The organism is Mesonia sp. K4-1 (assembly GCF_008017825.1).
Lineage (GTDB): Bacteria > Bacteroidota > Bacteroidia > Flavobacteriales > Flavobacteriaceae > Mesonia.
Genome location: NZ_VRLS01000094.1, coordinates 83750 through 108001 on the forward strand (window position 1 = coordinate 83750; position 24252 = coordinate 108001).

The following is a 24252-nucleotide window of genomic DNA, read 5'->3' on the forward strand; positions in this document are numbered from 1 at the left end:
TTAGTTAATCAAAAATAAGTATTTTTTAAAAGCGCTCAAAAGAATTTATTTGCATAGATGTTTTACTTAACTCTTAAAAAACATATGGGCTATGGGAATTGAAAATTTTTTTGGTTTTTTTATAACTGCTGTGTTCTTTACCATGACTCCAGGAATGGATACTGTGTTTGTTCTAAACAAGTCTATTGGTCAAGGAAGAAAATCGGGTATTTATGCCACTTTTGGTATTAATTCAGGGGTTTTTACTCATACTTTATTTGCTGCTTTAGGCTTATCTGTTATTATTGCAAATTCTGAGTATGCACTGATAATAATCAAATTTTCGGGAGCTATTTATTTGATTTATTTAGGGTTTATAAAATTTAGAAATAGAGAAGATTTTCTACCAAATGAAACAAAAATTAAAGTTACTAAAAGAAAAAAAAGTGATTTTTGGTCGGGCTTTTTAACTAATACATTAAATCCAAAAGTTGCATTATTCTTTTTAGCTTTTTTTCCGCAATTTATTAATCCTACGCAAATTGAAAATCCATTACCTTTTATGGTATTAGGTGTCACCTATGCTTCAATTGGAGTTTTATGGTATTTACTTTTAACCTTATTTGCAAGTGCTTTCTCACAAAAAATCAAAAATAATCCCCGTGTAGGATATTGGTTAAATAAGTTAAGCGGAATAGTATTTATTATCATTGGTATCAAGATCGCTTTAGCGTAAAACTTAAACAGCTTCAGGATTTATTCTGAAGCTGTTTAAATCCAACAAATATTTAACTGGAACTTAGATCTTATCATCAACTTTTCGATAATTTTCTATCATCTCTGATGGAGATTGATGCGCTCTCTGTGCTACCTTTTCAAAGTCTGAAGTCACATCATTTACTCCAATCCTAATTCCTTCATAAATACCTGTAATTATGGTTCCCATAAAATCACCTAACTCTTCTTTTCTTTCTGTAGCATAAGCTTCTACAGAAACAGGATGGTATTTTAAATTTGTTTGATATACTTTATTGATAAATGTCGCTAATTGAGATTGTGTAATTGATTCTCCTGCTAAGTTAAATGTATTATAATTATGATTGTCATTTATAAGCAGTTGGGCATAAACATAGCCTAATTCTTCCCGACTTGTATAAGCACATTTACCATCTGCAGCACAGTTTCTAATTTCCCCCTCTTTGGTATAAGTTTCTATATATTCCAAATCTGGCTCTATATAAATACCATTTCTACCAATTACCCAAGCTAAACCTGATTCTTTTATATCTTTTTCAGTTTGCCTGTTACTTTTTACTATAGAACTGAATGCTGTTTTATCTTCATCCCCAATTATGCTAGTATAAACGATTTTTTTAACGTTATTTTGTTTCGCCGCGTCAATTACATTTCTATGCTGTTGAATCCTTTTTTCTGGCTCATCCATTCCTGAAACTAATAATACTTTATCAATTCCTTTTAAAGCTTCATTAAACTGTTCATGTTCATTATAGTCTCCCTTTCTTATTTCAACACCTAAATGTTCTGCTTTTTTAGGAGTTCTAGCAATGGCAATAACATTTTCTTTTCCTATTTCTTTTATTAATGTTTTTACAATTGCACCTCCCAATTGTCCACTTGCTGATGTTACCGCTATTTTCATAATTTTTCTGCTTTTAAAATGTCCAATTCCTTTTGAAGTTCTTCTGCCTTGGTTTTAAATTTTTCCATCGCTTTCTTCATCTGTCCTACTTTTTTAAAAGCTTCTTCATCTTGAATTGCTTTATAGGTTACTTCTCCGTCTTTCTCTTTTATCTTAGATTTACTGCCACAAGTTGGACAAATCGCTACTTTACTCATAGTATTATTTTTTTTGTAAAATTCGATTTATTTACAATTTCATAAAAGGTGAGCCTATTTCAAAAAATGGTAAATATGAAACCTGAGACTTATATTGTAAATTTGTACTGTTTAGGAGATAAGCCTGTATGTTTTTTAAAAAACTTAGAAAAATTGGTTACCTCATCAAAACCCATTTGATATGAAACTTCCTTTAGAGAATAACCTCCGCTAAGTATAGCTCGTTTTGCTTCAAGAATAACATATTGATCAATAAAGGCTTTTGTAGTATTTAAAGTAACGGTTTTTACAATGGTATTAAGATGTTTGGGAGTAATAGAAAGGCGCTCTGCATATTGTTTCGCATTTCGGGTGGTAGAAAAATTACGTTCTACCAAATTTTTAAAATTTACAAAATGTTCAAAATATTCTTTTTTCAGTTTATCTGAATTAGAGCTATGTGCAAGTCGTTCTAGTTTTAATAAATATAATTCTAACATTTTAGAAATTATCTCTTTTTTTGCATAAGAATCTTTAGTTTGAAGCTCTTCTAAGATTTGTTTCAGAAAAAAATCATTAAAAGTACTATTTTCCACCAAGGGTTGGGAAATATGATAATTATACAATTGAGAAATAAAATTAATTGTAGATTCTGAAAAATACTTCAATACAAAATCTTCAGTAAAAATTACCAAATACCCCTCATATCCTAGACTCTCTTCAAAAGCATGAACCTGACCTTTTGCGATTTTAAGTACTGAGCCTTTTTGAATAGCATAACGTTTTAAATCTACTTGATGAGTTCCACTACCAGAAGTGACAATTAACAAAGCAAAGAAATTAAGTCTGTGTAACTTTCTTGGATTATGAGTAGGATTTTTGGCTATCCTAGAAAAAAGTTCAGAAAGGCGCAAAAACTCAATATCGGTGGCGCCTTCGCTACTATTAAAAGAGATATTTGGTATTTTTTCTAACATTAAGCACTTACGTGAATGATCTCACCATTCCCTTTTCCTTTTACACTTTTTATATAAGCATTAACTACTTTACTCATTGGCACAGGGTTGTGACCAGGAAAAACGTCTTTATATTTTTCATAAGCATCCTCTACCATATCTGAAGATACAACATTTACTCTTAAACCGCTTTCTATTTCTAGCACAACTGCTTTTACAAAACTGTGAATTCCTCCATTTACCATAGCAGCACTCGTAGTTTGCACGACAGGACTAGTTGCTAATACTCCAGTGGTAAGCGTAATAGAACCTTTTGGGTTTAAATAATTTTGTCCTATTCTCACTAAATTAACTTGCCCCATAAGTTTACTCTTTAAGCCTATATAATAATCCTCTTCGGTAAGGTCATTAAACTTTGCCCATTTAGCTTCTCCTGCGATACAGATTATAGCATCAAGTTTTCCGGTTTTTTCAAACATTTCTTTTATAGAATCACTACTAGAAATATCTACGGTAACATCACCGTTTGTACGCCCAGCAATAATTACTTCATCTTTATTTTTAAAATTTGAAACTACTTTTTTTCCAATAGTTCCGTTTCCTCCAATAATTAAAATTTTCATATTTTATATATTATGTTAAACATTTATTTTTACTACAGTGTATTTTCTTTTTTCTTGTTTTATAGATCGTTAACGTGGCAATGATGCTCCACAGCAAATTGGTAACAAAGGGAGGTATTGCATTATAATAATAACAATTTATAGCAATGAATATTCCACCTAGCAAATTCAAATACTTGCTAAAAGTTAAGTATTTTTTATTTTCTATAAGCGTCAACGCATAGGCAAAAATTATTAAGCTTGAACCTACCCATCCTAAAATATCAATAAATAATTTCATAGTTTGTTATATTGCTATATGTCGATATATAATTTTAAATTTTTTTAACTCAGGTATTTTACAAATTGCTGGATTATTTGTTCATTTCTTCTAAAATAAGACCATTTACCATGTCTGGTAGAAATTAAAAGTCCGCATTTCTCCATATTGGTCAAATAGGTTGAAATGGTCGATTGAGATAAACCTGCCTTCTCTTGAATATAGGTTACACAAACCCCTTCATCAAAATGTCTTAATGATTCGTGAGGCGGAAAATTTTTCTCTGGCTCTTTTAACCATTCCATAATCTGAAATCTAGTTTGATTAGATAAACATTTCCCTATTTCAGTAGCAAGTTTTAAATCCATAAAACAAATATATCTATAAATCTAGATATATAAAAACATAAACAGATTTTTTTTTAGGGAGAAGAAATTTAATTTAAAGAACATCTATATTCCTTCGGACTCATCGAGGTTTTCTTTTTAAAAATTTTACTAAAATGTTGAGGATATTCAAAACCTAAATCAAACGCTATTTCACTAATTGAAGGTGTGGTACTCAATAGCTTATTTTTTGCTTGTTCTACTACATAATTATGAATGTGTTCTTTAGCACTTTCCCCTGTTTCTGCTTTTAGTAAATCACTTAAATAATGGCCTGACATATTTAAGGCTTCTCCACATTGTTTAATATTTGGTAATCCTTTGTTTGTCAATTCTGTAGAAGTAAAATAGTTTTTTAAAAAACGTTCAAACTCTATTAAGTAATCTTTGTTTAAATTAGTTCTTGTATAAAATTGACGATCGTAATAACGTTTACTGTATTTTAAAATGCTTTCTAAATTAATTATGATTAATTCTTGCGAATGTCTATCAGTAGTATTAGTGATTTCAATACTGATGTTTTTTATAAACTCCAAAAGCATTTTCTTTTCTTTTTCAGAAATATGTAATGCTTCATAAACCTCATAATTAAAAATGTATAGTCTGAAATTTGTTCCGTTAAGGAAGTGTGTCTAATAAAATCTGGATGAAAAACTACAGTCCAGCCTTCATCTGTATTTAATTGATTTTCGTCAGTATTTTGAAAATCAAACACTTGCCCAGATGCTGTAAAAGACATAGAACCTTCGTCAAAATCATAAGAATTTCGTCCATATTTAAATTGGCTATGACAGCTTGTTTTTAAACTTATAATATAAAAATTAAACTTATATTTTCCTGCATGAATTTGTAGATCTTTAGGTAAATCTTTGGTATGAATTACCGAAATTAAAGGATGATCTGGACTTTGCAATCCTAGTAACTTATGAAATTCGCTGATGGTACTTACATTATGTATTGTTTTCATTTTTACTTTAATTTTTCAAAACTTTTGTTTTCTGTTACTAATACCAATTTCTTATGATAAGCTTCAATTCTAGCATGAGCAGCGCCATCTACTAACAAAATTACCATCATCATGGCAATAGTAGTGATGCTAATTGCACGCCAACTTGGAGTATTTATAAAAATTATAAGTAAAGCTGCAATAATGATAATAATAGGAATAACCTTAAAAACTATGGTTTTGTATTCTTTTAAAGTACTTTCGGTACGCACAATTTCTGATTTTACAAATTCAGCAGGGTTATTATTATAGGCTACTTCAAAAACTGTAATTCTCGATTTATTAGTAAAGAATAGTCCACATCCTATAGTTATAAGTAAAATTCCTGTGACTATAGTCGGAATTATATAAGCTCTTGCTATATCGGTTTTTCCTAACTGCCAGAAACCTAAACTAGCAGCAATAAATACAAACCCAAAGAGAATAAAAAATGGGATTGAAAAAAGTTCGTCTTTTGCCCAATGGGTTGCTGTTTTTAATATATCCATTACTTAAATTTTATATTTTTATTTTCTAGCTCCTATATTCTTAACAATATTAATGGGTCCTTCAGGAAACCAAGTTTTAATTAAAAATTTGGGAATAGAGCCTACTGGTATATAATCTGCATTATAGGTGATTTTTGTTGTTTCGTTATCCATTTTTTCAAACTCATAAATAACCTTATAATCTGTCATTCTCTCAATATCCGATTTTTTATAATTACTTGATATTGCTTGTGCTATAAAAATAAGTTTATTTTTAGTTTTAGTTCGATTAATTCTTATAACGATATCACTATTAGAAAGTGGCCAAGGCGCATCGAAAAAATAATAAGCTAACCATTCATTGTCTGATATTCTTTTTATTTCCTCAGTGGTGGGCGTTCTTTCCAAAAAATTTTTATGATTAGTTGTATTAGAAAAATATGCATCTAATTTAGTTAATGAAACTTTTGCTGTAGTCTGAGCTATATAATAAAAATGAGTTCCTTCGTCTTCCTTGATGAGTTCGTACTTAACGCTAGATTTATCGTCTTCAGAGTTTTCAATTGTCCAATTTCTATTTTGCGAAAAAGCATTGATCGATATTAGCAATACCAGTAATATCCCTATGTATTTTATTTCTTTCATTTCTATGTTTTAAGATTTTGTGTATTAAGAATTATAAGTTCCACTTGAATCCTGTGGCATTTTCAGAGACTTTCCAAAGCTTTTCTGCTACAGCTTTATCTTTGGCATGGGACTCTAATTTGCACTCGCCCACAGGGCCTGTCCAATAATTTCTTCCGGTAGGACCATAAAATCCTTTTTGATCTAGGTTTGGCTCTGTTGCACACATCAACTCTGGAAATGCACCTTTTCTAGCCGACTGTACCATTGGGGTTAGTTTCATTATTTGCCATACAAACCTTGTCATTAAACTACCGCTGGTTTTAATTAAAGAAGTTGCCGAAGCTCCTGGATGACATGCATATATTTTTACATTAGTTTTCCCCGCTTTTTGTAAACGATCTTGTAATTCATATACACACATAATTTGCGCCAGTTTGCTTTGGCTATATACGCCATTGGGACTGTAATTCTGGTTCCAGTTCATATCGTCAAACTGTATGGTTTTAATTCCCATTTTATAACCTTCACTACCTACAACTATTATACGTCCTTTAGATTCTTCAATTCGTAGATAAAGTAAGCCTTGTAGTAAGAAGTTAGCGTAATGATTTACACCTAACTGACTTTCAAAACCGTCAACGGTAAGTGTTTGTTTGGGTACTTGAGCTATGGCAGCGTTGCAGATAAGTGCATCGATTTTAAGGACAGTATTAAGAACTTCTTCCGCAGCTTTTTTTACGGAAGCGAGTTCTGCCAAATCCATAAGTATGTTAGATACTTCTATATCATTACCAAGTTCCTGCTTTAAGGTTGTAAGGGTATCTTCAGATTTTTTTGGATTACGATTAAGCATCACAACTTTAGCTCCTTTTGAAAGCAGAATTCTTGCTGCTTCAAATCCTGTACCACTAGTGGTACCTGTAATGATATATGTTTTACCTTTTAAATTTCCTATTCTTTCTGGAGTCCAGCCTTTTTTACCAAATTTATTTTTATTCATCTCTTTACCTTATTTTGTTCGTAAATTTTATTTCTATTTTAACAGAACAAAATTCACTATAACAGTTTCAGAAAATGTATAAATTTCGCAGAAGCTTGGATACTTTTGGCAGAAATTAGGCCTTTAAGTAGAAAAGCATCAGTATCCTTTAATCCTGTAAGCTTTCGTTTTTTTAATTTGTGCTATGTCTAAACTCCTTAGGACTCATAGAAGTTTTCTTTTTAAAGATTTTACTGAAATATTGCGGATATACAAACCCAAGGGAATATGCTATTTCACTAGCACTCTTTTTTGAATTTAGCAATTGGTTTTTAGCTTTCTCAATAATAAGTTGATGAATATGATCTTGCGTCCCTTGCCCTGTCTCTTTTCTTAATAAATCACTTAAATATTTAGGAGACATATTCATTTCTTCACCACAAAATTGAACCGAAGGAATTCCTAATTCTAGCTGTTTATTTTCTTGATAATACATCCTTAATAATTGTTCAAATTGGCTAGCAATATCTTGGTTTAAATTGGTTCTTGTATAAAATTGACGATCGTAAAAACGCACGCAATAATTCAACAATAGTTCTAAATTAGAAATAATTAATGTTTGACTATGAGCATCAATATTATTGCAAATCTCTTTTTCAATAGTAAGAGCAATGTTTGTAATGGTTTCTCGTTCCTCTTCTGAAAGATGTAAGGCTTCATTTGAAGCGTAATCAAAAAATGAAAACTGACTTATCTTTTTGCCAAGTTCTGCTTTTCTAATTAGATCTGGATGAAAAATAATAGACCAACCGGTATCATCTTTATTTATATCTTGTTTTTCAAACTCTAAAACTTGATTTGGCGCCATAAAAACCATAGAGCCTTCTTGATAATCATAAGAGTTTCTACCATAATTTCTTATAGTAAAAGGACAACTGTCTTTTAAACTAATTTGATATAGACCTAAAGAGTATTTAAACTTTTCTATATCTAAATTTTCTAAATCGTTGCTCACTCGTAATATTGAAATCAAGGGATGCTGAGGTTTTCCTAATTGAAAAAACTCATAAACTTCAGCAATACTATTAATGGTTATTATCTCTTTCATTTATAAGCTAAGTTATAGTTTTTTCCACCAATCTGTATAAGCGCTAACTGAATCTTTCACTAAGATCTCTTCTCCTATTTTTGGCGTAATTACTTTTAAATTTAGATTTTCCGCTTCAGCTTTCACACGATTTATAGGATCTGTCCATTCGTGTAATGCTAATTTAAAACCTGCCCAATGAATAGGCATTATTTTACTGGCTTTTAAATCTATTCCCGCTTGTGCGGTTTCTTCTGGCATCATATGTATATCTGCCCATTTTTCGTTATACTGCCCACATTCCATTAAAGCAATATCAAAAGGACCGTATTTTTTACCTATTTCAGTAAAATGATTTGCATAACCGCTATCTCCACTAAAATAAATATTTTCATTTTTAGATTGAATTACCCAAGAACTCCATAAGGTACTCTGACCATTATTTAGTTTTCGACCCGAGAAATGTTGTGCAGGGGTGCAAACTAATTTTAATGTTTCAAACTGGGTTTCTTGCCACCAATCCATTTCAGTAATTTTATTTGATGGAACTCCCCAGGCTTTTAAATGTACCCCAAGGCCAAGTGGAACATAAAAATGATTGGTTTTGTCTTTAAGCTTTAAAACCGATTCATAATCTAGGTGATCATAATGGTCGTGAGAAAAAATAATGGCATCAATTTCTGGTAATTTTTCAATTTCAAGCGGTAATTGAGAGTTAAACCTATTCCCTCCCATTAAGGAATGTGGGGCGGCAACTTTACCAAACATAGGATCTAATAATATATTTTTTTCTTCAATTTGTAATAAAAAAGCAGAATGTCCATACCAAATTAAACGAGAATTTCCTTTATAGTTTGCAACCTCAACGGAGTCAATTTTATGAATTTCTAAATCTTTTTTTGGTCTACCATTAGGCACTTTAGTTGTGAAGAAAGTGTATGCCAGTCTCATAGTTTCAGAAAAGCTTAAATCTTTAGGAACAGGATTAGTATTCCTAAATTTCCCATCGTTAAACTGTTGAGATTTTTGAAATACTACTTTTTGTTCTTTTGTAATATCCCCTCCAAAACTAGGATAAAAATTAGTAAATGCTAAATATACTAGAATGAGAATACTTATGATGATGAGAATTGTTATCATTATTCGCTTTAAAATTTTCTTGAACATTTAATTAAAATTGGTCATTATAATGTTGTTTTGTAAATAACTGTAAAGCAAAATTATAGAAATCATCAATTATGAATGTATTCTAATTACTGATAGTTGTATACTAATTTCTTAATTTATTTTCTCTAGAAGTTTTTCTGTAATTCTAATAAGATCGTTTATCATATCTTTTTTATAAGCATCTGGATGTGCAGAAGCAAAATGCCCAATAGTATTTCCTTTATCGTTATCAAAATATTTACCTGAATCATTTTTATATACTTCAGCTGTTACTAAGTCGTATAAAATGTTCACTCCTTTTTCTGCTGAAGACCAATGTTGACCATAAGCTTCTTTAGCCATTTTTGTGTTTAATAAAGATCCTGGATTTACAGCTATGGTCGTAATATTAGGGTGTTGTTTTGCAAAATTAAAACTCCACATCGTTAATGCTAATTTACTTTGTGCGTAAGCTTCACTTTCATTAACTGTAGTTTTACCAATTAATACCTCTTTTTTAACTGTTGATTGTGCAGCAGAACTTAAATTAACAATTCTTGGATTACTTCCTTTTTCTAACACAGATAAAATGTTTTCAGTTAAAACGTAAGGGGCTAAATAATTTACAGCCATTCTTATATCAAAACCGTCTTTTGATTTTTCAATAGGACTTTTAAAAATTCCTGCATTGTTGATTAAAATATCTAAACTTGATATTTCACTTTTAATTTTTTCTGCTAATTGTTTAACGGTTTTTAAATCTGAAAAATCAGCTACAAATCCTTTTATATTTTTATTATTTGAAGCATCTTTTATTTCAGCAACTACATTGTTTACTTTAGCTTCACTTCTACCGTGTACATAAACTGAATGTCCATCTTGTGCAAATTTTAAAGCAGTTAATTTCCCTACACCATCTGTGCTTCCTGTTACTAATATGATTTTATGCATTTTATCTTTTATTTTGTATGAAATATATTAGTTCGAGTACAGTCGAGAATTATTAAGACCTTTCGACTGCGCTCAAGGTGACATTTTTTTCATTCTGAATTAGTTAATCTAGTAAATCTAATTTTATTGCAAGTTATTCTTTTTAAAACGGTGCAGCTGTATCTTTAGGATCCTCTGGTAAACTCCAACGCTGGCGAGGAGTAATCTTTTCTCTTTTTATATCTTTAGATTCTGAATTATTAACACTACCATAACTACTTGAACCGCCACGTGGAATTTTCATATGGTCTCCATATAGCCATACTACCAAATTACTACGTTGCCCACTGATAATTGGGTGTGTAGCGTGTGGCACGTTGCCTCTGTGAAGTATTGCTTTGCCAGGTTCGAAGATAGTTTGTACAGTTTTCCCCGTAGTTTTGTCGTGAAAATCAACTTGCGAACCCGTAAACTCTTCTTCGGGTAAGTTAATATTAATATTTAAAGTAGCAGCGGAAGCATCAGTATGTGCATGCAAATCTTTATCCTTATCTGGATTATACTGAATAGAGAAACCAAATGTTTGATTATCATAACCATAAGTATCAAGTAATAAACGAGAAACCGGGCGCATATAACGGTCCATTATTTCATTGTAAAACGCCTGAAAATTAGGTGCAGTAAGATGACCTTCAGAACGTGGATCGAGCATCATTCCATAACGATTTAATTGTATTCCATATGGTGCACGTTTAGGAATTTTTGAATTTACTACAGCTTCTAAATATTTACGAAATTCTGCTAAGCGTTCAAGGTCAAAAAATTGGGCAGAATATACACCAGGAATAATTTCTTCCCATAAGTCTGCAACAGCATTTTCTTTTTCAGGGTTTTCCCATGCTTCATTTATAGCTTTTCTCAAACGTGGGTCAAGTAGCTTCTCATCTGGAATTAGTATGTTACCTTTATTTTCAATTTCCCATTCTGCCCAAGTATTTTCAAGTAAATTTCGGTTACTATTCCAGAAATGGGATACAGATGTTTCACGGTTTAGAGAGGCTTCACGAGTAGGTAAAGTAAGCGCACGAGCTTGTTCTAGAGCATTTTTATTTATCTTTGTTTTCATAATTAATTTATTTTTAATTGAAATAATTTTTCTTCAAGTTTGTTATGTATTGCATATAATCTAGATGTATTTATAATCCCCACAGATATTTAGGATGCGTAACCTTAGACTTTCAGTTTAATTAATTTTTCATATAATTATAAGTTAGAGGATTAATAATATGATAACAAAGGTAGCCTTAGACACTTGTAATTTCTTGGTAGTAAATCTGGCTTTAATAGTAATTTTCAAGGTTTATCTACAGCATAAAAAATGCCTCATGAAGAGGCATTTTAATACAACTAATCAATTTTAAGGGGTACTAATAATCAGAATTTTTTAATTTTCAACAATTACTTTTCCAATAGCTTTTCCACTAGCTAAATGCGCATAAGCTTCACCAACTTGTTCTAATGAAAATTGATTTTCATCAACAATGGGTGTTAAATTTCCAGCATTTGATATTTCAGCTAATATTTTTAAAATTTCACCGTGTTTTTCCCTGTTGAAATTGTGTAACATAGGGATTAACATAAATACTACGTGTAATGAAGCTCCTTTAAAGTGCAATGGAGTTAAATCTAATTCTAGTAAAGAAACCGTAGTAGAAATATGTCCGTTTAAGGTAACAGCTTCAATAGAATTATTTAAATTAGGACCTCCAACTGTATCAAATACAACATCAAAACCACCATCTGTATATTTATTTGTGTAATCTGCTACCTTTTCAGTTGTAAAATCAATAAATGTAGCACCAAATCTTTCAACAATAGTTTTTTGTTTATCACCCGTACCAGTTGCAAATACCTCTGCTCCAAAATACGTAGCCAATTGAACTGCTAAATGACCAACCCCGCCAGAGCCACCGTGAACTAAAACTTTTTGACCAGCTTTAACACCTGCTCTTGTCAATCCTTCATATGCAGTAATCGCTACTAAAGGTAATGCAGCAGTTTCTCGCATAGTTAAATCCTTTGGTTTGTGACCAATTAGATCGCTATCTGCAACAATATATTCGGTTAAAGTTCCTGGTAAATCTGCAAGTCCGCCAGCACAACCATAAACTTCGTCTCCTATTTTATAATCCTCTACTCCTTCTCCAACTGCTTCAACTGTTCCAGAAAAATCCATACCTAGTAATGCTGGAGATGCTGGTGATAAAGGTAAATCAGACCCCATATTTTTTATCATCATATCAATAGTATTGACACTTGAGGCAGCAATTTTCACTAAAACGTGATTAGCTTTTACTTCTGGTTTTTCAATTTCTGATACTTCAAAATTTGCATTTTCTCCGTATTCCTTAATTAACATCGCTTTCATATCTGTTTTCTTTTAATTTATAATTATTTTTTTTATTAATTTACTTCTTGAATATCAATAACCATTTGTTCCCAATTTTTTTGGTTTTTATGGTCAAACTGGACACTGTTGTCATCTGCATATTGGAAACGTTTTACCGCTGCAAAGACTGCTTAAATCTGCTAACATATCTTGTCCTTGTACTTTCACTGGTCCAAAATTGATGTCTATTGTTAAAATTCCTCCTTTTTGTTCTGCGGTAAAAGTTTGAAAGTTTTTGTAGTTCATAGTAAAATGTTTTTGGTTAACATTAGTTCTAAACTTATTATAATACAAAGGTATCTTAGACATTCATTTTGAAACAGGTAAAAAACAAAGGGCTTTTAGTAAAAAAAGAGGTAATTAATATTTTACTAAGTTTGTATTAAATATTTAACTTAATAATGAGTACATCTTGCGAGTTCCCTCCAAAAAACAAAAGAGATTATATTTCTGATATTGGTGAAATTCTTATAAATAAACATGGTAAGAAGAAATACTATAAACCTGAAGAAGTAAAAAAAGCACACAGAAATAGCAAATGGTTTGAATATCTTGATTTTGCTTGTTGGGGTATGAGTGTTCACTCATCACATACAGATTTTGATACTTACCATAAAAAAACTGGGGAAGCTTGTGATTATATAGAAATGAAAACAGAAATGCTAAGCGGGTTATCTCGTACTTCTTTTTCTAATTGGAAAGAAATTCCCGATTCAGATATTGATGCTTCTTGGTTAGATTTTGGAGATGTATTTGATGGACTGTTAGATGGAATTGGGGAATTTGTTTCGGGAATTTTTGAAGGTATTTAATTATACAGTTATACTTGCTTTATAGGCTCCAATTGTCATTCCCTTATAGCTTTGGTAGGTTTTATTTAAGTGGCTAGAATCTGTAAAACCAAGTTCTGCTGCAATTTCAGAGTATTGCAAATCGGTATATTTTAAACGTGTTTCTACAAGTTTCAATTTGTAATTGATAATGTATTTTTTTAAAGACACTTCTGTATGCTTTTTAAAAAACTCACTTATATAATTATCTGCCATATTAAATTCTTCTGCTAAACTTTTAGTGTGTAGTAAATCTGAATTATAAATATTAGAATGAATGTAATTTATAATTTGCTGAATTTTAGAAGACTTTACTTCTTTGACAGATTCTGAAACATTTATAAACTGAATGTTTCTTGCAATTAAATGTAAAATAACTGACAGGGAATTTTGAATGATAAAAATATCGAAGGATTGTTTGTTTAAATATTCGGTAGCAGTCATATTCACTAAAGCCACTAAATGTGCACGATCTGCTTCCGTTTCAAACTGCATTTCACGAAGTTCATGACTTTCACTATTTAGAATTTCTTCAATTTTGCGAAACCAATCATTTACTGGCAGGTTCACATTTTGAGAACTTGTATTTCTAAAAAAACTCTTTAAAAATTTGATAGCAATGGTAGATGTTGCTGATTCTGGGTTCATGATATAAATGTCATCTGGAATAAATACAAAAATACTATTTGCAGAATAGTTTACCGTTTTACCATTTATTTTAATAGTTCCTGATCCTTTTTCAAAATATACAATTTCAAAAAAACGAATGGTGGTATACTTACAAAACTCAAAAAATATTTGGTCTTTGTATTGTGCAATAACGATATTTTCAATAATAGTTCTAGGCATAAACTTTTTATAAAGTTACTAAATAATTGAAGTTGAAAAAGCTACTTTAAGTTGATACATTCTTACACAAATAATTTAAAAATATTTCAGTTTTAATTTTAAAGCTATCTGAAAGAAACACCCTTAACAATAGGCTTAAATCTAAAAATGTAAAATGGTTTTGTTGATTGATCTTTTCCATCGTTAAAAATTGCACCTTTATTTACCTGTGCTGCCGAAACATACATATAACCATCTACATGATTGTAACTAACACCATCTGGCCAAACCATATTTTTATGTTGCACCATTGTTTTAACCATTTTATCATTTGCAGAAACTACTGCAACACTATTGCTTTCTAAAGCAGTTAAATAAATGTTTCCATCTTTGTCTATAGACATTCCGCCATTATTTGGTTTTTCTGAATAGGTTTCAATTTTAGAATCTAAATCTTCATCTGTATACGCTTCGTTAACTAAATCTACTGTTTTAATTCGGTAGATTTTAGTTCCGTTTAACGGTCCGTAATAGATGTATTCAAAATTTTTATCTGCTGTAATTCCGTCGTTACCAACCAATAAATCCTTTCCGCTAACAGCTAAATGCTTCCCTTTAATTACTGTTGGTGTGTTTTCTGGTAACGTAGATCTTGTACCTTCCAAAACACGACGTGTTTTTCCCGTTTTCATATCTACGATGATAAAAGCTGCCTTGCTCCCATCTCCTCCATTACCAATACCTTCATCGGCTATAATAAAATAACCATGTTTGGTATCAACCACCATATCATTAGGTTGGCTAATTGAAGGTACACTTGACTCTGGCAAGTAATATATACGTTCTAATTTGTCGGTTTTTGTATTCCAGCCTACAATTTTTGGCGTTACATTGTTACGTTGCGCCATATCTATCATCCAGATAACCCCATTTTCATCATTACGGATTCCTAAAACATTGCTCAAGTAATTATCATCGGTTTCTCGTGGTGTATTCCATTCTAAATTAGGAAAAGGCGTAGTCGTATTCGTTTTTTTATCAAATTTCACTACTCTTCTTGCCGGAGAAAAAAATGGATGGTGACTATAAACCAAATCTCCTGAATTAGTAAACGTGATATTACCAACTGCTTGGTCTACGGTTGCGTATGTTTCTAATTCCGCTAAAGTATTTTGAGCCTGTGTAACCATAATTGAAATGATTAAACTTAATATGATACTTGCCTTTTTCATCATTACTTTACTTCAAAATCACCGTTACTTCTAATATAAATCACCGTTTCTTTAGATGTTGAAATGATTGAGGTTGCGTTTTCTTCTGCGCCAAAATATGAAGGAGCGTCTAATTGATTTTTAGTTCCCTTTTTAGAAAACTGATGAGTTATTCCTCCAGAAATAACAACTGCTCTAAAATTAGGACTCAAATTTTTGATTTTTCCACTGAAGCCTGCTGGTAACCTCAAAAGTGTTGCACGCAATTGATTTTCCTCGTGACTACCCCATAAAAAGGCAGTTTGCACATTACTCATTTCTTTTACCCACTTAATATTTTTTGCATTTAGCCAAACCATATTGGTTTTGTCTACATTAATAGATCTTTCGCCATTATCAAAAGCTTCAGATGTTGGTTGTACTAAATACGGTCCTTCTTGAATATCTAAAAAAGCTAAATTTTCTTGTCCATCTGCTGCAGTTATATGTGCTTCTCCTGCTGGTTGCTGCCAATAAGATCCTGCTGGCAACCACTGTTTTTCTGCTTTTTCATCGTCATTGTGTAATAAACCTTGTATTACAACACCTCTATAAGTAATGTTATGAATGTGTGGAGGCGATGAAAATCCTTTTTTAAATTTCACTAAAAATCCTGCAGGTTCATTTTTTGTACGGTCTCCCCAAAGTTTTCCGGCAGCCGGACTTTTGTCCCCACGTAACGGATTTAACCAACCCCATTCTACATTGTCTGCCGTTACCACCTCATTTACAGATTTGGCAGGATCCGTTGTTGGTGTTTGTGCACTTGTATATGCCGTTGTTGCTATTGCTAAAGCAAGTAGTATTGTTTTTTTCATTTTGATATTTTTTATTAATGTTTTTATTTAACTCAATTAGCCTAAAATCCTTCTAAAACAATTTTACCTTTTGCTTTACCCGTTTCTAAAAAAGCGTGCGCTCTTCTAAGATTTTCAGCATTTATAGTTCCAAAATTTTCGCCTAACGTAGTTCTAATAGTTCCGTTGTCGATTAATTCGGAAGCTTTGTTCAATATATTATGCTGCTCAATCATATCTTCGGTCTTAAACATAGAGCGCGTAAACATTAACTCTATGTGCGTAGAAATCGCTTTTCCTTTAAAAGGCATTACATTTAACGATTTTGGGTCATCTATAAATCCGAATTTCCCTTGAGGTTTAATCAGTTTAGCAATTTCATCTACGTGGTGTTCCGTAGCATTTAAGCTTACTACATACTCCGGAGCCGGTAAATTGTATTTATCGAACTCTTCGCTCAATTTATTTCTGTGGTTAATAACCATGTCTGCACCTAATTCTTTTATCCAAGACGTAGTTTCTTCACGAGAAGCCGTACCTATAATGTTCAACTTCGTCAGTTTTTTAGCCAATTGCACCAAAATAGAACCTACACCACCAGCGGCACCAATTACCAAAATAGATTTGCTGGCATCGTCTTTAGATACCTCTAACCGATCAAACAACATTTCATAGGCTGTAAGTGTGGTTAATGGTAATGCAGCAGCTTCAGCATAAGATAAGCTTTGAGGTTTTTTACCAACAATACGCTCATCTACAATTTGGTATTCTGCATAACTACCTTGACGAGTAAAATCGCCTGCGTACCAAACTTCATCTCCAACATTAAAAAGAGTCACATCTTCACCAATTGCTGTAACTATTCCGGTAGCATCCCAGCCAATAACTTTCCAGCTGTCACCTTCTGCGGGCATTCCTGCACGTACCTTATAATCTGCTGGATTTACAGAAATAGCTTTTATTTCAACTAAAATATCTCTTCCTGTAGCTTTTGGAGTTTCTAATTCTACATCTTGTAAAGAATTTAAATTGTCAATGGGTAAATTCTCTTTGTATCCTATTGCTTTCATCTGACTTAATTTTTAAAAATTATATACCAGTAAAAATTTCATTTTCTGGTAATCTAGATTTTGGTGTTTTCTCAGTTGAATTAAAATCAGATTCTGCTCTATATCCTAAAGAAACAGCAACTAAAGCAGTATACCCTTTTTCTCTTAAACCAAACTCTTCATCTAAAGCTTTTACATCTATACCTTCCATTGGTGTGACATCGATACCTAAACTAGCGACTCCTAATAAAAAGCTTCCAATATTAAGATACACTTGTTTTTCCATCCAGTGTTGAAGGTCTTTTAAGTCGTATTTATGTATACCTGCAAAGGTTTTAACAGCCCCTAAAAACCCATTTTTTATATCTTCATTTGGAAATCTTCCATTCTCATCTTCGGTATCGGCAATATGCTGATAATAAGCATCGTCAGCATCTGTTTTTACACAAAACAATACTACTGCAGAAGAATTAGTAACTTTAGGTTCATTAAAATGAAAGAAACCTTGGGTTCCTTTTGCTATACGTGCTTTACCTGCTGCAGTTTCAGCAACGATAAAATGCCAAGGTTGTAGATTAACACTTGAAGGACTCATTCTCAACAAGTTTTTGATTTCAGCCATATCTTCATCAGATATTTTTTTGCTTGCATCATATTCCTTAGTAGTGTATCTCCAGTTTAATATTTCTTTTAAATTCATTTGTATGTGTTTTAAATAAGTTGTTTTAATTTTCATTACAAAAGTAAGAACATACTAAAACTGAAATCATGTACAAAAAATTGATATTTATGTATAAATAGAGGTTATTCATTTAAAAATAAATAACCTTAACTTTTTTTTATATAGTTTTGGACTTAAAATAAACTGAAATGCAAATATTAGAAGCATACAAACCTTTTGAAATACAAGAATTAAAATTATCTGAATGGAAGCAACGTCCTGTAAAAAATAATTTTTTCGAATTAGTTCTCATTAAGGAGGGTAATGGAACACAATGTATCAACTATAACTTCCATCCTTATGAAGAAGGAAATATATTTTTACTTCCACCATTGAAGTGTCATTCTTTTACTATTGAAACGACTTCCAAATTCGTGTTTCTAAAATTTACTGATGCCTTCTTTAAAAATTCAAATCGGGTTGCTGTAGATAGATCAGAATGGTTTAGTGAAGCAGCATACATTCTTTCTAATTATAATCAACTTCCTGGGGATGTAATTAAAAATGATATTGACAGGCAGCATTTAAAAAGGTTAATAGCTATGATATTGCAAGAATCGCGAAATTACGGAGAAGAATCTATTTCATTGGTATCTAGCTTAATGACTAGTATTTTGGAAATTTTAATTCGGAATATAAAAAAAAGCAGTCATTATGAAGTTGCTGAAAAAAGTAGTGATGATAGAGCTACTAGAATGTTAACCTATATAAGTGAAAATATTAATAGAACAGATCTTTTAAAGGTAGAGCATTTAGCTGAGGAATTTTTAATATCACCGACTTACGTAAGCGAATTTTTTAGAAAACAAGTTGGACTCTCTTTACGAGAATATATTATAAAAGCAAAGTTAAAGTTAGTAGAAATACGCCTTCTAAACTCAGATTATACACTTACTGAAATTGCGGATGAGTTAGGTTTTACTGATGTTAGTCATTTATCTAAAACTTTTAAACGCTATGTGGGACAATCGGTTCGTGATTTTAAAAATAATGGAGAATACATACTTTTAAAACGTGCAACTTGCACCACTTCATAAAGTAGAATCTTAAGAAGTAAGCTGGAGAATCATTAAAAAATCAATTAATTTATTATGACAGGTAGCATCCTTTTTCAATCTATTGTATTTCTTACAGGAGCAATTATATGTGTACCTCTTGCTAAGCGATTCGGTTTAAGTTCTGTTATTGGTTACCTATTGGCAGGTATGTTAATTGGCCCATTTGTTTTTGGATTTGTAGGAGAAGAAGGCGAAGATATTCTAGAATTTGCTGAATTTGGAGTCGTAATGATGCTTTTTATCATTGGCTTAGAAATAAAACCTAAGAGCTTTTGGCAGATGCGAAACATTGTTTTAGGGATGGGTAGCATACAGGTGTTTGGAACTATGGCGCTCACCTTTGCTATATTATATGCTTTTGAAATTGAATGGGAACTTTCATTAACAGTTGCCATGGCTGTGGCGCTATCATCTACAGCAATTACCTTACAAACCAATAAAGAAAAAGGGTTAATGCAAACCACCTACGGGACATCTTCCTTTTCAATTCTATTGTTTCAAGATATTATTGTTATTGTGATGTTGGCCGTTTTACCTCTTTTATCCAATCTTTCAGATGGCGCTACAGTTGAAACAAACGGACATAACTCTCACACAAGTTTTCTTGAAAACTTACCTTTAGGCTGGCAAGCTTTAAGTATCGTTTCATCAATCATACTCATTATTGTAGCGGGTAGATTTTTAGTAGTACCCATGTTACGGATTGTTGCTAAATCTAAAGTTCGAGAGTTGTTAGTCGCCTCAGCATTATTAATCGTGGCTGGCATCTCTTTTTTAATGGAATTAGTAGGTTTAAGTCCGGCATTAGGAGCTTTTTTGGGAGGTGTAGTTTTAGCGACGAGCGAATTTAAACACGAACTAGAAAGCACATTAGATCCTTTTAAAGATTTACTTCTAGGTTTATTTTTTATGGCAGTTGGAGCTTCGATTAATTTTGCAGTCATAGGAGAAAACCCCCTTTTAATTTCGGGACTCGTAATTTCAGTAATTCTTATTAAAGCCATTGTCCTTTTTATTATAGGAATCATTTTTAAAATGAAAATCGACCAGCGTTTATTGCTTATGGTAGGTTTAGCTCAAATTGGAGAATTCGCTTTTGTTTTGCTTTCTTTTGCCTTTCAACTAAATATTTTTGAAAAGGAACAACTAGATATCCTATTGGTTGTCACAGCTCTTACCATGACACTTACTCCTATTCTTTGGATAATAAATGAACACCTATGTTTACCCAAGATTGGTACGAAGGAGTCTGAACAAAAGCCCATGGATGACATTCAGGTAAACAACAAAACCATCTTAGTTGGTTTTGGTCATTTTGGAAGTACAATAGGAAGGTTTCTACGTGCGCATGGCATATCTACAACCGTGCTGGATATTGACTCAAATAGAGTAGATTTTTTAAGAAAAATGGGGTTTGAAGTATTTTACGGAGATGCTTCCAGAATGGATTTATTAGAATCTGCAGGAATTGCTGAAGCCGATTATTTAATCTGTGCTATTGATAATCCCGATGTAGCTCTTGGTATTGTAAAAAAAGTGAAAGATCAATATCCACATGTAAAATTATTAGTTCGAGCAAGAAATCGTAACGATGCATATGATTTACATAATATAGGTGTCGAACATATCTATCGAGAATCCTTAGATACATCCGTAAAGATGGCTAGTGATGTACTCCATTTTATGGGGTTTGATAGAGATGCAACTCATGATCAAGCTACAAAATTTATAAATCTTGATGTCCTCAGCCTAAAACGCTTGGCAACGACTCCAAAAAATGGAAAAGAATATATTTTTAAAGCAAAAGAAGAAATAGCCCAGCAAGAAAAACTCCTTGTAGATGATTTGAAAATTGGTAGTAGTAAAGTTGGAAATAGTTAAGGCTATGAAACCCAATTAAAATGTGCTCTAAACAATTAAAGTTATAATAATTTGATTTAAAATTCTAAAAAAAGATTTCGACACATTGGTCAAAAATCATTTATTTTACCAGAAATGAATGCTACCACGACACGGCAAGAAAGGTTTTTATAAAGAGAAGAAAAAAGTTTAATAGGGACTGACACTAAAATTTCTTAAAACTACAAAACAAGAAATTTTGAGTGGTTTTAAATGGAGTCATATGATCTTCCGTAAAGCAAGCTACTTTATTAAAATTGTTTTTAAATATATTGGTTAGCGTTTCTTCAGAGTATTGTTTAATTTCTAATCCGCTACATTTTTTAGGACCATTTTTAGAAAATGTTCCTAAAACTAAATAGTTTTCTACATACTTAGATACCAAATCTATATATTTACTAGTTTGCTCGTTAGTAGTTAAAAAATGAAAAGCTGCTCTGTCATGCCAAATATCAAAAGTAGTATTAGGCTTAAAATCTAATATATCACACACTATCCAGTTTATTTTTTCCGCTTTAGCTCCTAACCTTATTTTAGCTCTTTCAATTGCTTTCGCAGAAATATCTAAAACTGTAATATTCTCATAACCATTTTCCAACAGGTGATCTACTAAATTACTATCCCCACCTCCTACATCAATAATTCTGGCTTTTTTGCTTAAAGAAAAAGATTGGATCAATTCTAAGGAAGCTTTTGGTGTTTTTTGTGTCCAGCTTACTTCTTGAGGCGTTTTTGTTTTATAAACATTTTCCCAATGAGATTTTAAATTAGCTTTCATTTTAAAAGTCTTTTTTTTGAATTATTAAAAAGGGTAACCTATAGCAAAATTAAACACTGGTTTATCATATTCAAACTCCCATTTCTTCGCTGGTCTTTTTAATGGTGATGCCAAATCAAAACGAATCACAAACCCTTGAATATCAACTCTAAGACCTACTCCTGTTCCTATTCCCAATTCGTCTGAAAAGTTACTCGAGAATTTTCCTCCTGGTAAAGCTTCATTTTCTTCGGTTAACCAAACATTTCCTGCATCGGCAAAAACAGCTCCATTCACATACGTAAATAAAGGAAATCTGTATTCTATATTTGCTTCTAAACGTATATCTCCCGCCTGATCGTAATAAGAATCTACACCCTCTTCTTCTGGCTGATAAGTTCCTGGTCCTAATGAACGTATATTAAAAGCTCTTACACTATATGGTCCTCCAGAAAAGTATTGCTTTACAAATGGTAAAGACTGAGAGTTACCATACGGCAAACCAAGTCCGCCAAAAAGTCTCCCTACAAGTACATCTCCATTACTTCCTATTTTATAATGATAACGCAAATCTATATCCGCTTTAGCGTATTGAGCATATTTAAGTCCTAAAAAAGTTTTTTCACCTTCACTGTTTTCTTGTGCAAACAAATCGATAGTATTGCCTGCAATATCAAAATTAAAATTTAAATAAAAACTCCCTCTTCTAGAAGCATCAACTAATTCGTTATACGTAAAACTATAGGTTAGACCTGCGATAAATTGCTGCTCAAAGCTGCGTCTTAGAAAAGGGTTCTCATCTAGTATTTCATCAAATTCATCGGTTGTATTGCCCAATTTCACATAGTTTATATTAATAGGGTTTAGTTGGTGAGTAACGAACCTATTTGCCTTCCAAATGTAACCAAAGGAGGTTGAAAATGAATTTAATGAGTATAACTGACTTCGGTCTAAGTAATCTATCCCAGCTTTAATTTGAGTTTGCGGAATGGAATATTTAAATCTATTATTTAAATCTATAGGAAATAAGAGTCTAGGAAATGTCAACGAAGACCCTAAGCCTAATTGTAAACTACGTAACCCCGATTGGTCACCACTGCTGGAAAATTGTTGTTCGTAAGCAAAACTTCCTGTTATTCTTAGAATTTCTCCTCCTCTAAATAAATTTCGGTTCACGTAAGTAAGTCCTAAACCTGGACCTGCAAAATTATTAGATTTAGTAACGCCTTGCAGTTCTGCTCTTAAAGTTCTCTTATTAAATGGAGAAAGGTGAATTTCGGCGTCTAGGTGTCTAAATCCGTTTTCATCGGTAATGGTATCTTTTTCTTTATATCGAATATTTACATATTTATAAATTCCTATAGAGGATAATCGTCTACTCGTATATTTTGATAACAACGGATCATACTTCTCGCTAGGTTGCAATAATACATAAGGATCCATACGATGTGGCTTAAAAAAATTATCCTTTTGTATATAATGCAAACTGTCAAACACTACGGTGTCCTGTAATTCTTTTTCAGAAGCTAATGTTTCATTAGGATAAACCCTTACTTTATCTACGATATAGGTTACCTTAGATTTTTCTGGAACACCTCCTTTAAGGCGAAGAAACAAATCGTACTTTCTATTATCGTATTGATTGGTATCTGCCTCAAAAATGATAAAATTAGGATTAAAATTATAATAACCTTTTTGCTTTAAATAATCATCAATTCGTTCTCTTTCGGCTTTAAAACTTGTTAAATTAAAACGCATTTCTTCTTCAATGAGCGTTTCTCCCATAGATAATTCTATATCTTCCAAAAGTTTTAAAGATAAAGAATCTACTGAGTCCTTTTCTACCGTAAAAGTTTCCATCTTATAAGGCTGAGAAAGCGTTACCTCATAAATTGCTTTTCCTGTTTTTGCGCTGCTATCTCGCTCTACGGCGGAAGTAATTCTACTGCTAAAAAAACCATTATTTTCTAATCGATTTTCTATAATTTCTTCTGTGCTGGGAACGTCAACATCTGATAAATATACTGGCTCTTCACCAAACTTTTTATTTAAAAACTTATTTATAAAACCAGGTTTTTCTTGCTGTCCTTTGTAGTAATAATGCAACCCAGGATAAAGACCTAAAAATTTAGAATTCGCTTGCGGATAAAGTAAGTTATCTAATTCTAATTGTAAATCGGTTTTGTTTTTTATCCCTATAGTATCTTTCAATTTTATTGTCCCACCACGATACAAGTATTCTCCTTCTGGAATGAATTTTTTCACCGCACAAGAGCTAAGAACCAATGCAGTTGCAAACGTTATCAAAACAAAAGAATAATTTATTTTCATGA

27 protein-coding genes are annotated in these 24252 nt (G+C 31.8%); 4 read left to right on the forward strand and 23 right to left on the reverse strand.

Annotated elements, in window-relative coordinates; genetic code table 11:
* Positions 1-91 precede the first annotated feature (91 nt).
* A complete protein-coding gene (locus tag FT986_RS15330; protein WP_147865779.1) occupies positions 92-715 on the forward strand; it encodes a LysE family translocator in 624 nt (207 codons plus the stop codon).
* Between the two features lie 63 nt (positions 716-778).
* Here FT986_RS15330 and FT986_RS15335 read toward each other — a convergent pair whose 3' ends face one another.
* The 16 genes from FT986_RS15335 to FT986_RS15415 all read right to left on the reverse strand — a co-directional run bounded on the left by FT986_RS15335 (position 779) and on the right by FT986_RS15415 (position 12976).
* Positions 779-1639, reverse strand: coding sequence for an SDR family oxidoreductase (locus tag FT986_RS15335; protein WP_147865780.1), 861 nt, complete (start codon positions 1637-1639; stop codon positions 779-781).
* Complete coding sequence (locus FT986_RS15340) at positions 1636-1836, reverse strand: hypothetical protein (RefSeq protein ID WP_147865781.1); 201 nt, start codon at positions 1834-1836, stop codon at positions 1636-1638. Before FT986_RS15340 ends, FT986_RS15335 begins: the two co-directional genes overlap by 4 nt.
* A gap of 89 nt (positions 1837-1925) precedes the next feature.
* Positions 1926-2792 (reverse strand): helix-turn-helix transcriptional regulator, encoded by an 867-nt coding sequence (locus tag FT986_RS15345; protein ID WP_147865782.1) that lies wholly within the window; start codon positions 2790-2792, stop codon positions 1926-1928.
* Positions 2792-3394, reverse strand: coding sequence for a short chain dehydrogenase (locus FT986_RS15350; RefSeq protein ID WP_147865783.1), 603 nt, complete (start codon positions 3392-3394; stop codon positions 2792-2794). Before FT986_RS15350 ends, FT986_RS15345 begins: the two co-directional genes overlap by 1 nt.
* Positions 3395-3718: 324 nt before the next feature.
* Positions 3719-4021: a helix-turn-helix transcriptional regulator gene (locus FT986_RS15360; protein ID WP_147865785.1), complete on the reverse strand. Its 303-nt coding sequence runs from the start codon at positions 4019-4021 to the stop codon at positions 3719-3721.
* Between the two features lie 68 nt (positions 4022-4089).
* Positions 4090-4575, reverse strand: coding sequence for an AraC family transcriptional regulator (locus FT986_RS15365; RefSeq protein ID WP_187248654.1), 486 nt, complete (start codon positions 4573-4575; stop codon positions 4090-4092).
* Positions 4563-5006, reverse strand: coding sequence for a hypothetical protein (locus FT986_RS15370; RefSeq protein ID WP_147865787.1), 444 nt, complete (start codon positions 5004-5006; stop codon positions 4563-4565). Before FT986_RS15370 ends, FT986_RS15365 begins: the two co-directional genes overlap by 13 nt.
* 2 nt (positions 5007-5008) lie before the next feature.
* Positions 5009-5533, reverse strand: a complete 525-nt coding sequence (locus tag FT986_RS15375) for a hypothetical protein (protein WP_147865788.1) — start codon at positions 5531-5533, stop codon at positions 5009-5011.
* Positions 5534-5551: 18 nt separating this feature from the next.
* Positions 5552-6157 (reverse strand): hypothetical protein, encoded by a 606-nt coding sequence (locus FT986_RS15380; RefSeq protein WP_147865789.1) that lies wholly within the window; start codon positions 6155-6157, stop codon positions 5552-5554.
* 31 nt (positions 6158-6188) lie between these two features.
* Entirely contained in the window at positions 6189-7139 is a 951-nt protein-coding gene (locus FT986_RS15385) for an SDR family oxidoreductase (protein WP_147865790.1), read from the reverse strand.
* Between the two features lie 172 nt (positions 7140-7311).
* Complete coding sequence (locus FT986_RS15390; protein ID WP_147865791.1) at positions 7312-8226, reverse strand: AraC family transcriptional regulator; 915 nt, start codon at positions 8224-8226, stop codon at positions 7312-7314.
* 12 nt (positions 8227-8238) lie between these two features.
* Entirely contained in the window at positions 8239-9345 is a 1107-nt protein-coding gene (locus FT986_RS15395; protein WP_147865792.1) for an MBL fold metallo-hydrolase, read from the reverse strand.
* 138 nt (positions 9346-9483) lie between these two features.
* Positions 9484-10302 (reverse strand): SDR family NAD(P)-dependent oxidoreductase, encoded by an 819-nt coding sequence (locus tag FT986_RS15400; protein WP_147865793.1) that lies wholly within the window; start codon positions 10300-10302, stop codon positions 9484-9486.
* Positions 10303-10444: 142 nt separating this feature from the next.
* Positions 10445-11407, reverse strand: a complete 963-nt coding sequence (locus FT986_RS15405) for a 2OG-Fe(II) oxygenase (RefSeq protein ID WP_147865794.1) — start codon at positions 11405-11407, stop codon at positions 10445-10447.
* Between the two features lie 318 nt (positions 11408-11725).
* On the reverse strand, positions 11726-12709 hold the full coding sequence (locus FT986_RS15410) for a zinc-dependent alcohol dehydrogenase family protein (protein ID WP_147865795.1): 984 nt from the start codon (positions 12707-12709) through the stop codon (positions 11726-11728).
* Positions 12710-12820: 111 nt separating this feature from the next.
* Complete coding sequence (locus FT986_RS15415) at positions 12821-12976, reverse strand: hypothetical protein (protein WP_255506002.1); 156 nt, start codon at positions 12974-12976, stop codon at positions 12821-12823.
* 155 nt (positions 12977-13131) lie between these two features.
* Between FT986_RS15415 and FT986_RS15420 the strand changes: the two genes are divergently transcribed.
* A complete protein-coding gene (locus FT986_RS15420) occupies positions 13132-13542 on the forward strand; it encodes a hypothetical protein (protein ID WP_147865796.1) in 411 nt (136 codons plus the stop codon).
* Here FT986_RS15420 and FT986_RS15425 read toward each other — a convergent pair whose 3' ends face one another.
* The 5 genes from FT986_RS15425 to nfsB all read right to left on the reverse strand — a co-directional run bounded on the left by FT986_RS15425 (position 13543) and on the right by nfsB (position 18184).
* Positions 13543-14409: an AraC family transcriptional regulator gene (locus FT986_RS15425; protein WP_147865797.1), complete on the reverse strand. Its 867-nt coding sequence runs from the start codon at positions 14407-14409 to the stop codon at positions 13543-13545.
* Positions 14410-14513: 104 nt separating this feature from the next.
* Entirely contained in the window at positions 14514-15623 is a 1110-nt protein-coding gene (locus tag FT986_RS15430) for an L-dopachrome tautomerase-related protein (RefSeq protein WP_147865798.1), read from the reverse strand.
* Positions 15623-16456, reverse strand: coding sequence for a DUF4437 domain-containing protein (locus FT986_RS15435; RefSeq protein ID WP_147865799.1), 834 nt, complete (start codon positions 16454-16456; stop codon positions 15623-15625). The genes FT986_RS15430 and FT986_RS15435 overlap by 1 nt, the downstream gene beginning before the upstream one ends.
* 41 nt (positions 16457-16497) lie before the next feature.
* Positions 16498-17505: a zinc-binding alcohol dehydrogenase family protein gene (locus tag FT986_RS15440; RefSeq protein ID WP_147865800.1), complete on the reverse strand. Its 1008-nt coding sequence runs from the start codon at positions 17503-17505 to the stop codon at positions 16498-16500.
* Positions 17506-17524: 19 nt separating this feature from the next.
* The gene (gene nfsB / locus FT986_RS15445; RefSeq protein WP_147865801.1) at positions 17525-18184 is read right to left on the reverse strand and encodes an oxygen-insensitive NAD(P)H nitroreductase; all 660 of its coding nucleotides are present in this window, start codon (positions 18182-18184) and stop codon (positions 17525-17527) included.
* A 170-nt stretch (positions 18185-18354) separates the two neighbouring features.
* Between nfsB and FT986_RS15450 the strand changes: the two genes are divergently transcribed.
* A complete protein-coding gene (locus FT986_RS15450) occupies positions 18355-19242 on the forward strand; it encodes an AraC family transcriptional regulator (RefSeq protein ID WP_147865802.1) in 888 nt (295 codons plus the stop codon).
* 54 nt (positions 19243-19296) lie between these two features.
* Complete coding sequence (locus tag FT986_RS15455; protein WP_147865803.1) at positions 19297-21144, forward strand: cation:proton antiporter; 1848 nt, start codon at positions 19297-19299, stop codon at positions 21142-21144.
* Between the two features lie 184 nt (positions 21145-21328).
* Here FT986_RS15455 and FT986_RS15460 read toward each other — a convergent pair whose 3' ends face one another.
* Positions 21329-21940 (reverse strand): trans-aconitate 2-methyltransferase, encoded by a 612-nt coding sequence (locus FT986_RS15460; RefSeq protein ID WP_147865804.1) that lies wholly within the window; start codon positions 21938-21940, stop codon positions 21329-21331.
* Positions 21941-21964: 24 nt separating this feature from the next.
* Positions 21965-24250 carry a BamA/TamA family outer membrane protein gene (locus tag FT986_RS15465; protein WP_147865805.1) on the reverse strand — a complete coding sequence of 762 codons (2286 nt, stop codon included), beginning with the start codon at positions 24248-24250 and terminating at the stop codon, positions 21965-21967.
* Positions 24251-24252 lie beyond the last annotated feature (2 nt).

Coding starts and splice junctions, on each gene's coding strand:
- FT986_RS15330 (WP_147865779.1), top strand. CDS start 92: ATGGGAATTGAAAATTTTTTTGGTTTTTTTATAACTGCTGTGTTCTTT.
- FT986_RS15335 (WP_147865780.1), bottom strand. CDS start 1,639: ATGAAAATAGCGGTAACATCAGCAAGTGGACAATTGGGAGGTGCAATT.
- FT986_RS15340 (WP_147865781.1), bottom strand. CDS start 1,836: ATGAGTAAAGTAGCGATTTGTCCAACTTGTGGCAGTAAATCTAAGATA.
- FT986_RS15345 (WP_147865782.1), bottom strand. CDS start 2,792: ATGTTAGAAAAAATACCAAATATCTCTTTTAATAGTAGCGAAGGCGCC.
- FT986_RS15350 (WP_147865783.1), bottom strand. CDS start 3,394: ATGAAAATTTTAATTATTGGAGGAAACGGAACTATTGGAAAAAAAGTA.
- FT986_RS15360 (WP_147865785.1), bottom strand. CDS start 4,021: ATGGATTTAAAACTTGCTACTGAAATAGGGAAATGTTTATCTAATCAA.
- FT986_RS15370 (WP_147865787.1), bottom strand. CDS start 5,006: ATGAAAACAATACATAATGTAAGTACCATCAGCGAATTTCATAAGTTA.
- FT986_RS15375 (WP_147865788.1), bottom strand. CDS start 5,533: ATGGATATATTAAAAACAGCAACCCATTGGGCAAAAGACGAACTTTTT.
- FT986_RS15380 (WP_147865789.1), bottom strand. CDS start 6,157: ATGAAAGAAATAAAATACATAGGGATATTACTGGTATTGCTAATATCG.
- FT986_RS15385 (WP_147865790.1), bottom strand. CDS start 7,139: ATGAATAAAAATAAATTTGGTAAAAAAGGCTGGACTCCAGAAAGAATA.
- FT986_RS15390 (WP_147865791.1), bottom strand. CDS start 8,226: ATGAAAGAGATAATAACCATTAATAGTATTGCTGAAGTTTATGAGTTT.
- FT986_RS15395 (WP_147865792.1), bottom strand. CDS start 9,345: ATGATAACAATTCTCATCATCATAAGTATTCTCATTCTAGTATATTTA.
- FT986_RS15400 (WP_147865793.1), bottom strand. CDS start 10,302: ATGCATAAAATCATATTAGTAACAGGAAGCACAGATGGTGTAGGGAAA.
- FT986_RS15405 (WP_147865794.1), bottom strand. CDS start 11,407: ATGAAAACAAAGATAAATAAAAATGCTCTAGAACAAGCTCGTGCGCTT.
- FT986_RS15410 (WP_147865795.1), bottom strand. CDS start 12,709: ATGAAAGCGATGTTAATTAAGGAATACGGAGAAAATGCAAATTTTGAA.
- FT986_RS15415 (WP_255506002.1), bottom strand. CDS start 12,976: ATGAACTACAAAAACTTTCAAACTTTTACCGCAGAACAAAAAGGAGGA.
- FT986_RS15420 (WP_147865796.1), top strand. CDS start 13,132: ATGAGTACATCTTGCGAGTTCCCTCCAAAAAACAAAAGAGATTATATT.
- FT986_RS15425 (WP_147865797.1), bottom strand. CDS start 14,409: ATGCCTAGAACTATTATTGAAAATATCGTTATTGCACAATACAAAGAC.
- FT986_RS15430 (WP_147865798.1), bottom strand. CDS start 15,623: ATGATGAAAAAGGCAAGTATCATATTAAGTTTAATCATTTCAATTATG.
- FT986_RS15435 (WP_147865799.1), bottom strand. CDS start 16,456: ATGAAAAAAACAATACTACTTGCTTTAGCAATAGCAACAACGGCATAT.
- FT986_RS15440 (WP_147865800.1), bottom strand. CDS start 17,505: ATGAAAGCAATAGGATACAAAGAGAATTTACCCATTGACAATTTAAAT.
- nfsB (WP_147865801.1), bottom strand. CDS start 18,184: ATGAATTTAAAAGAAATATTAAACTGGAGATACACTACTAAGGAATAT.
- FT986_RS15450 (WP_147865802.1), top strand. CDS start 18,355: ATGCAAATATTAGAAGCATACAAACCTTTTGAAATACAAGAATTAAAA.
- FT986_RS15455 (WP_147865803.1), top strand. CDS start 19,297: ATGACAGGTAGCATCCTTTTTCAATCTATTGTATTTCTTACAGGAGCA.
- FT986_RS15460 (WP_147865804.1), bottom strand. CDS start 21,940: ATGAAAGCTAATTTAAAATCTCATTGGGAAAATGTTTATAAAACAAAA.
- FT986_RS15465 (WP_147865805.1), bottom strand. CDS start 24,250: ATGAAAATAAATTATTCTTTTGTTTTGATAACGTTTGCAACTGCATTG.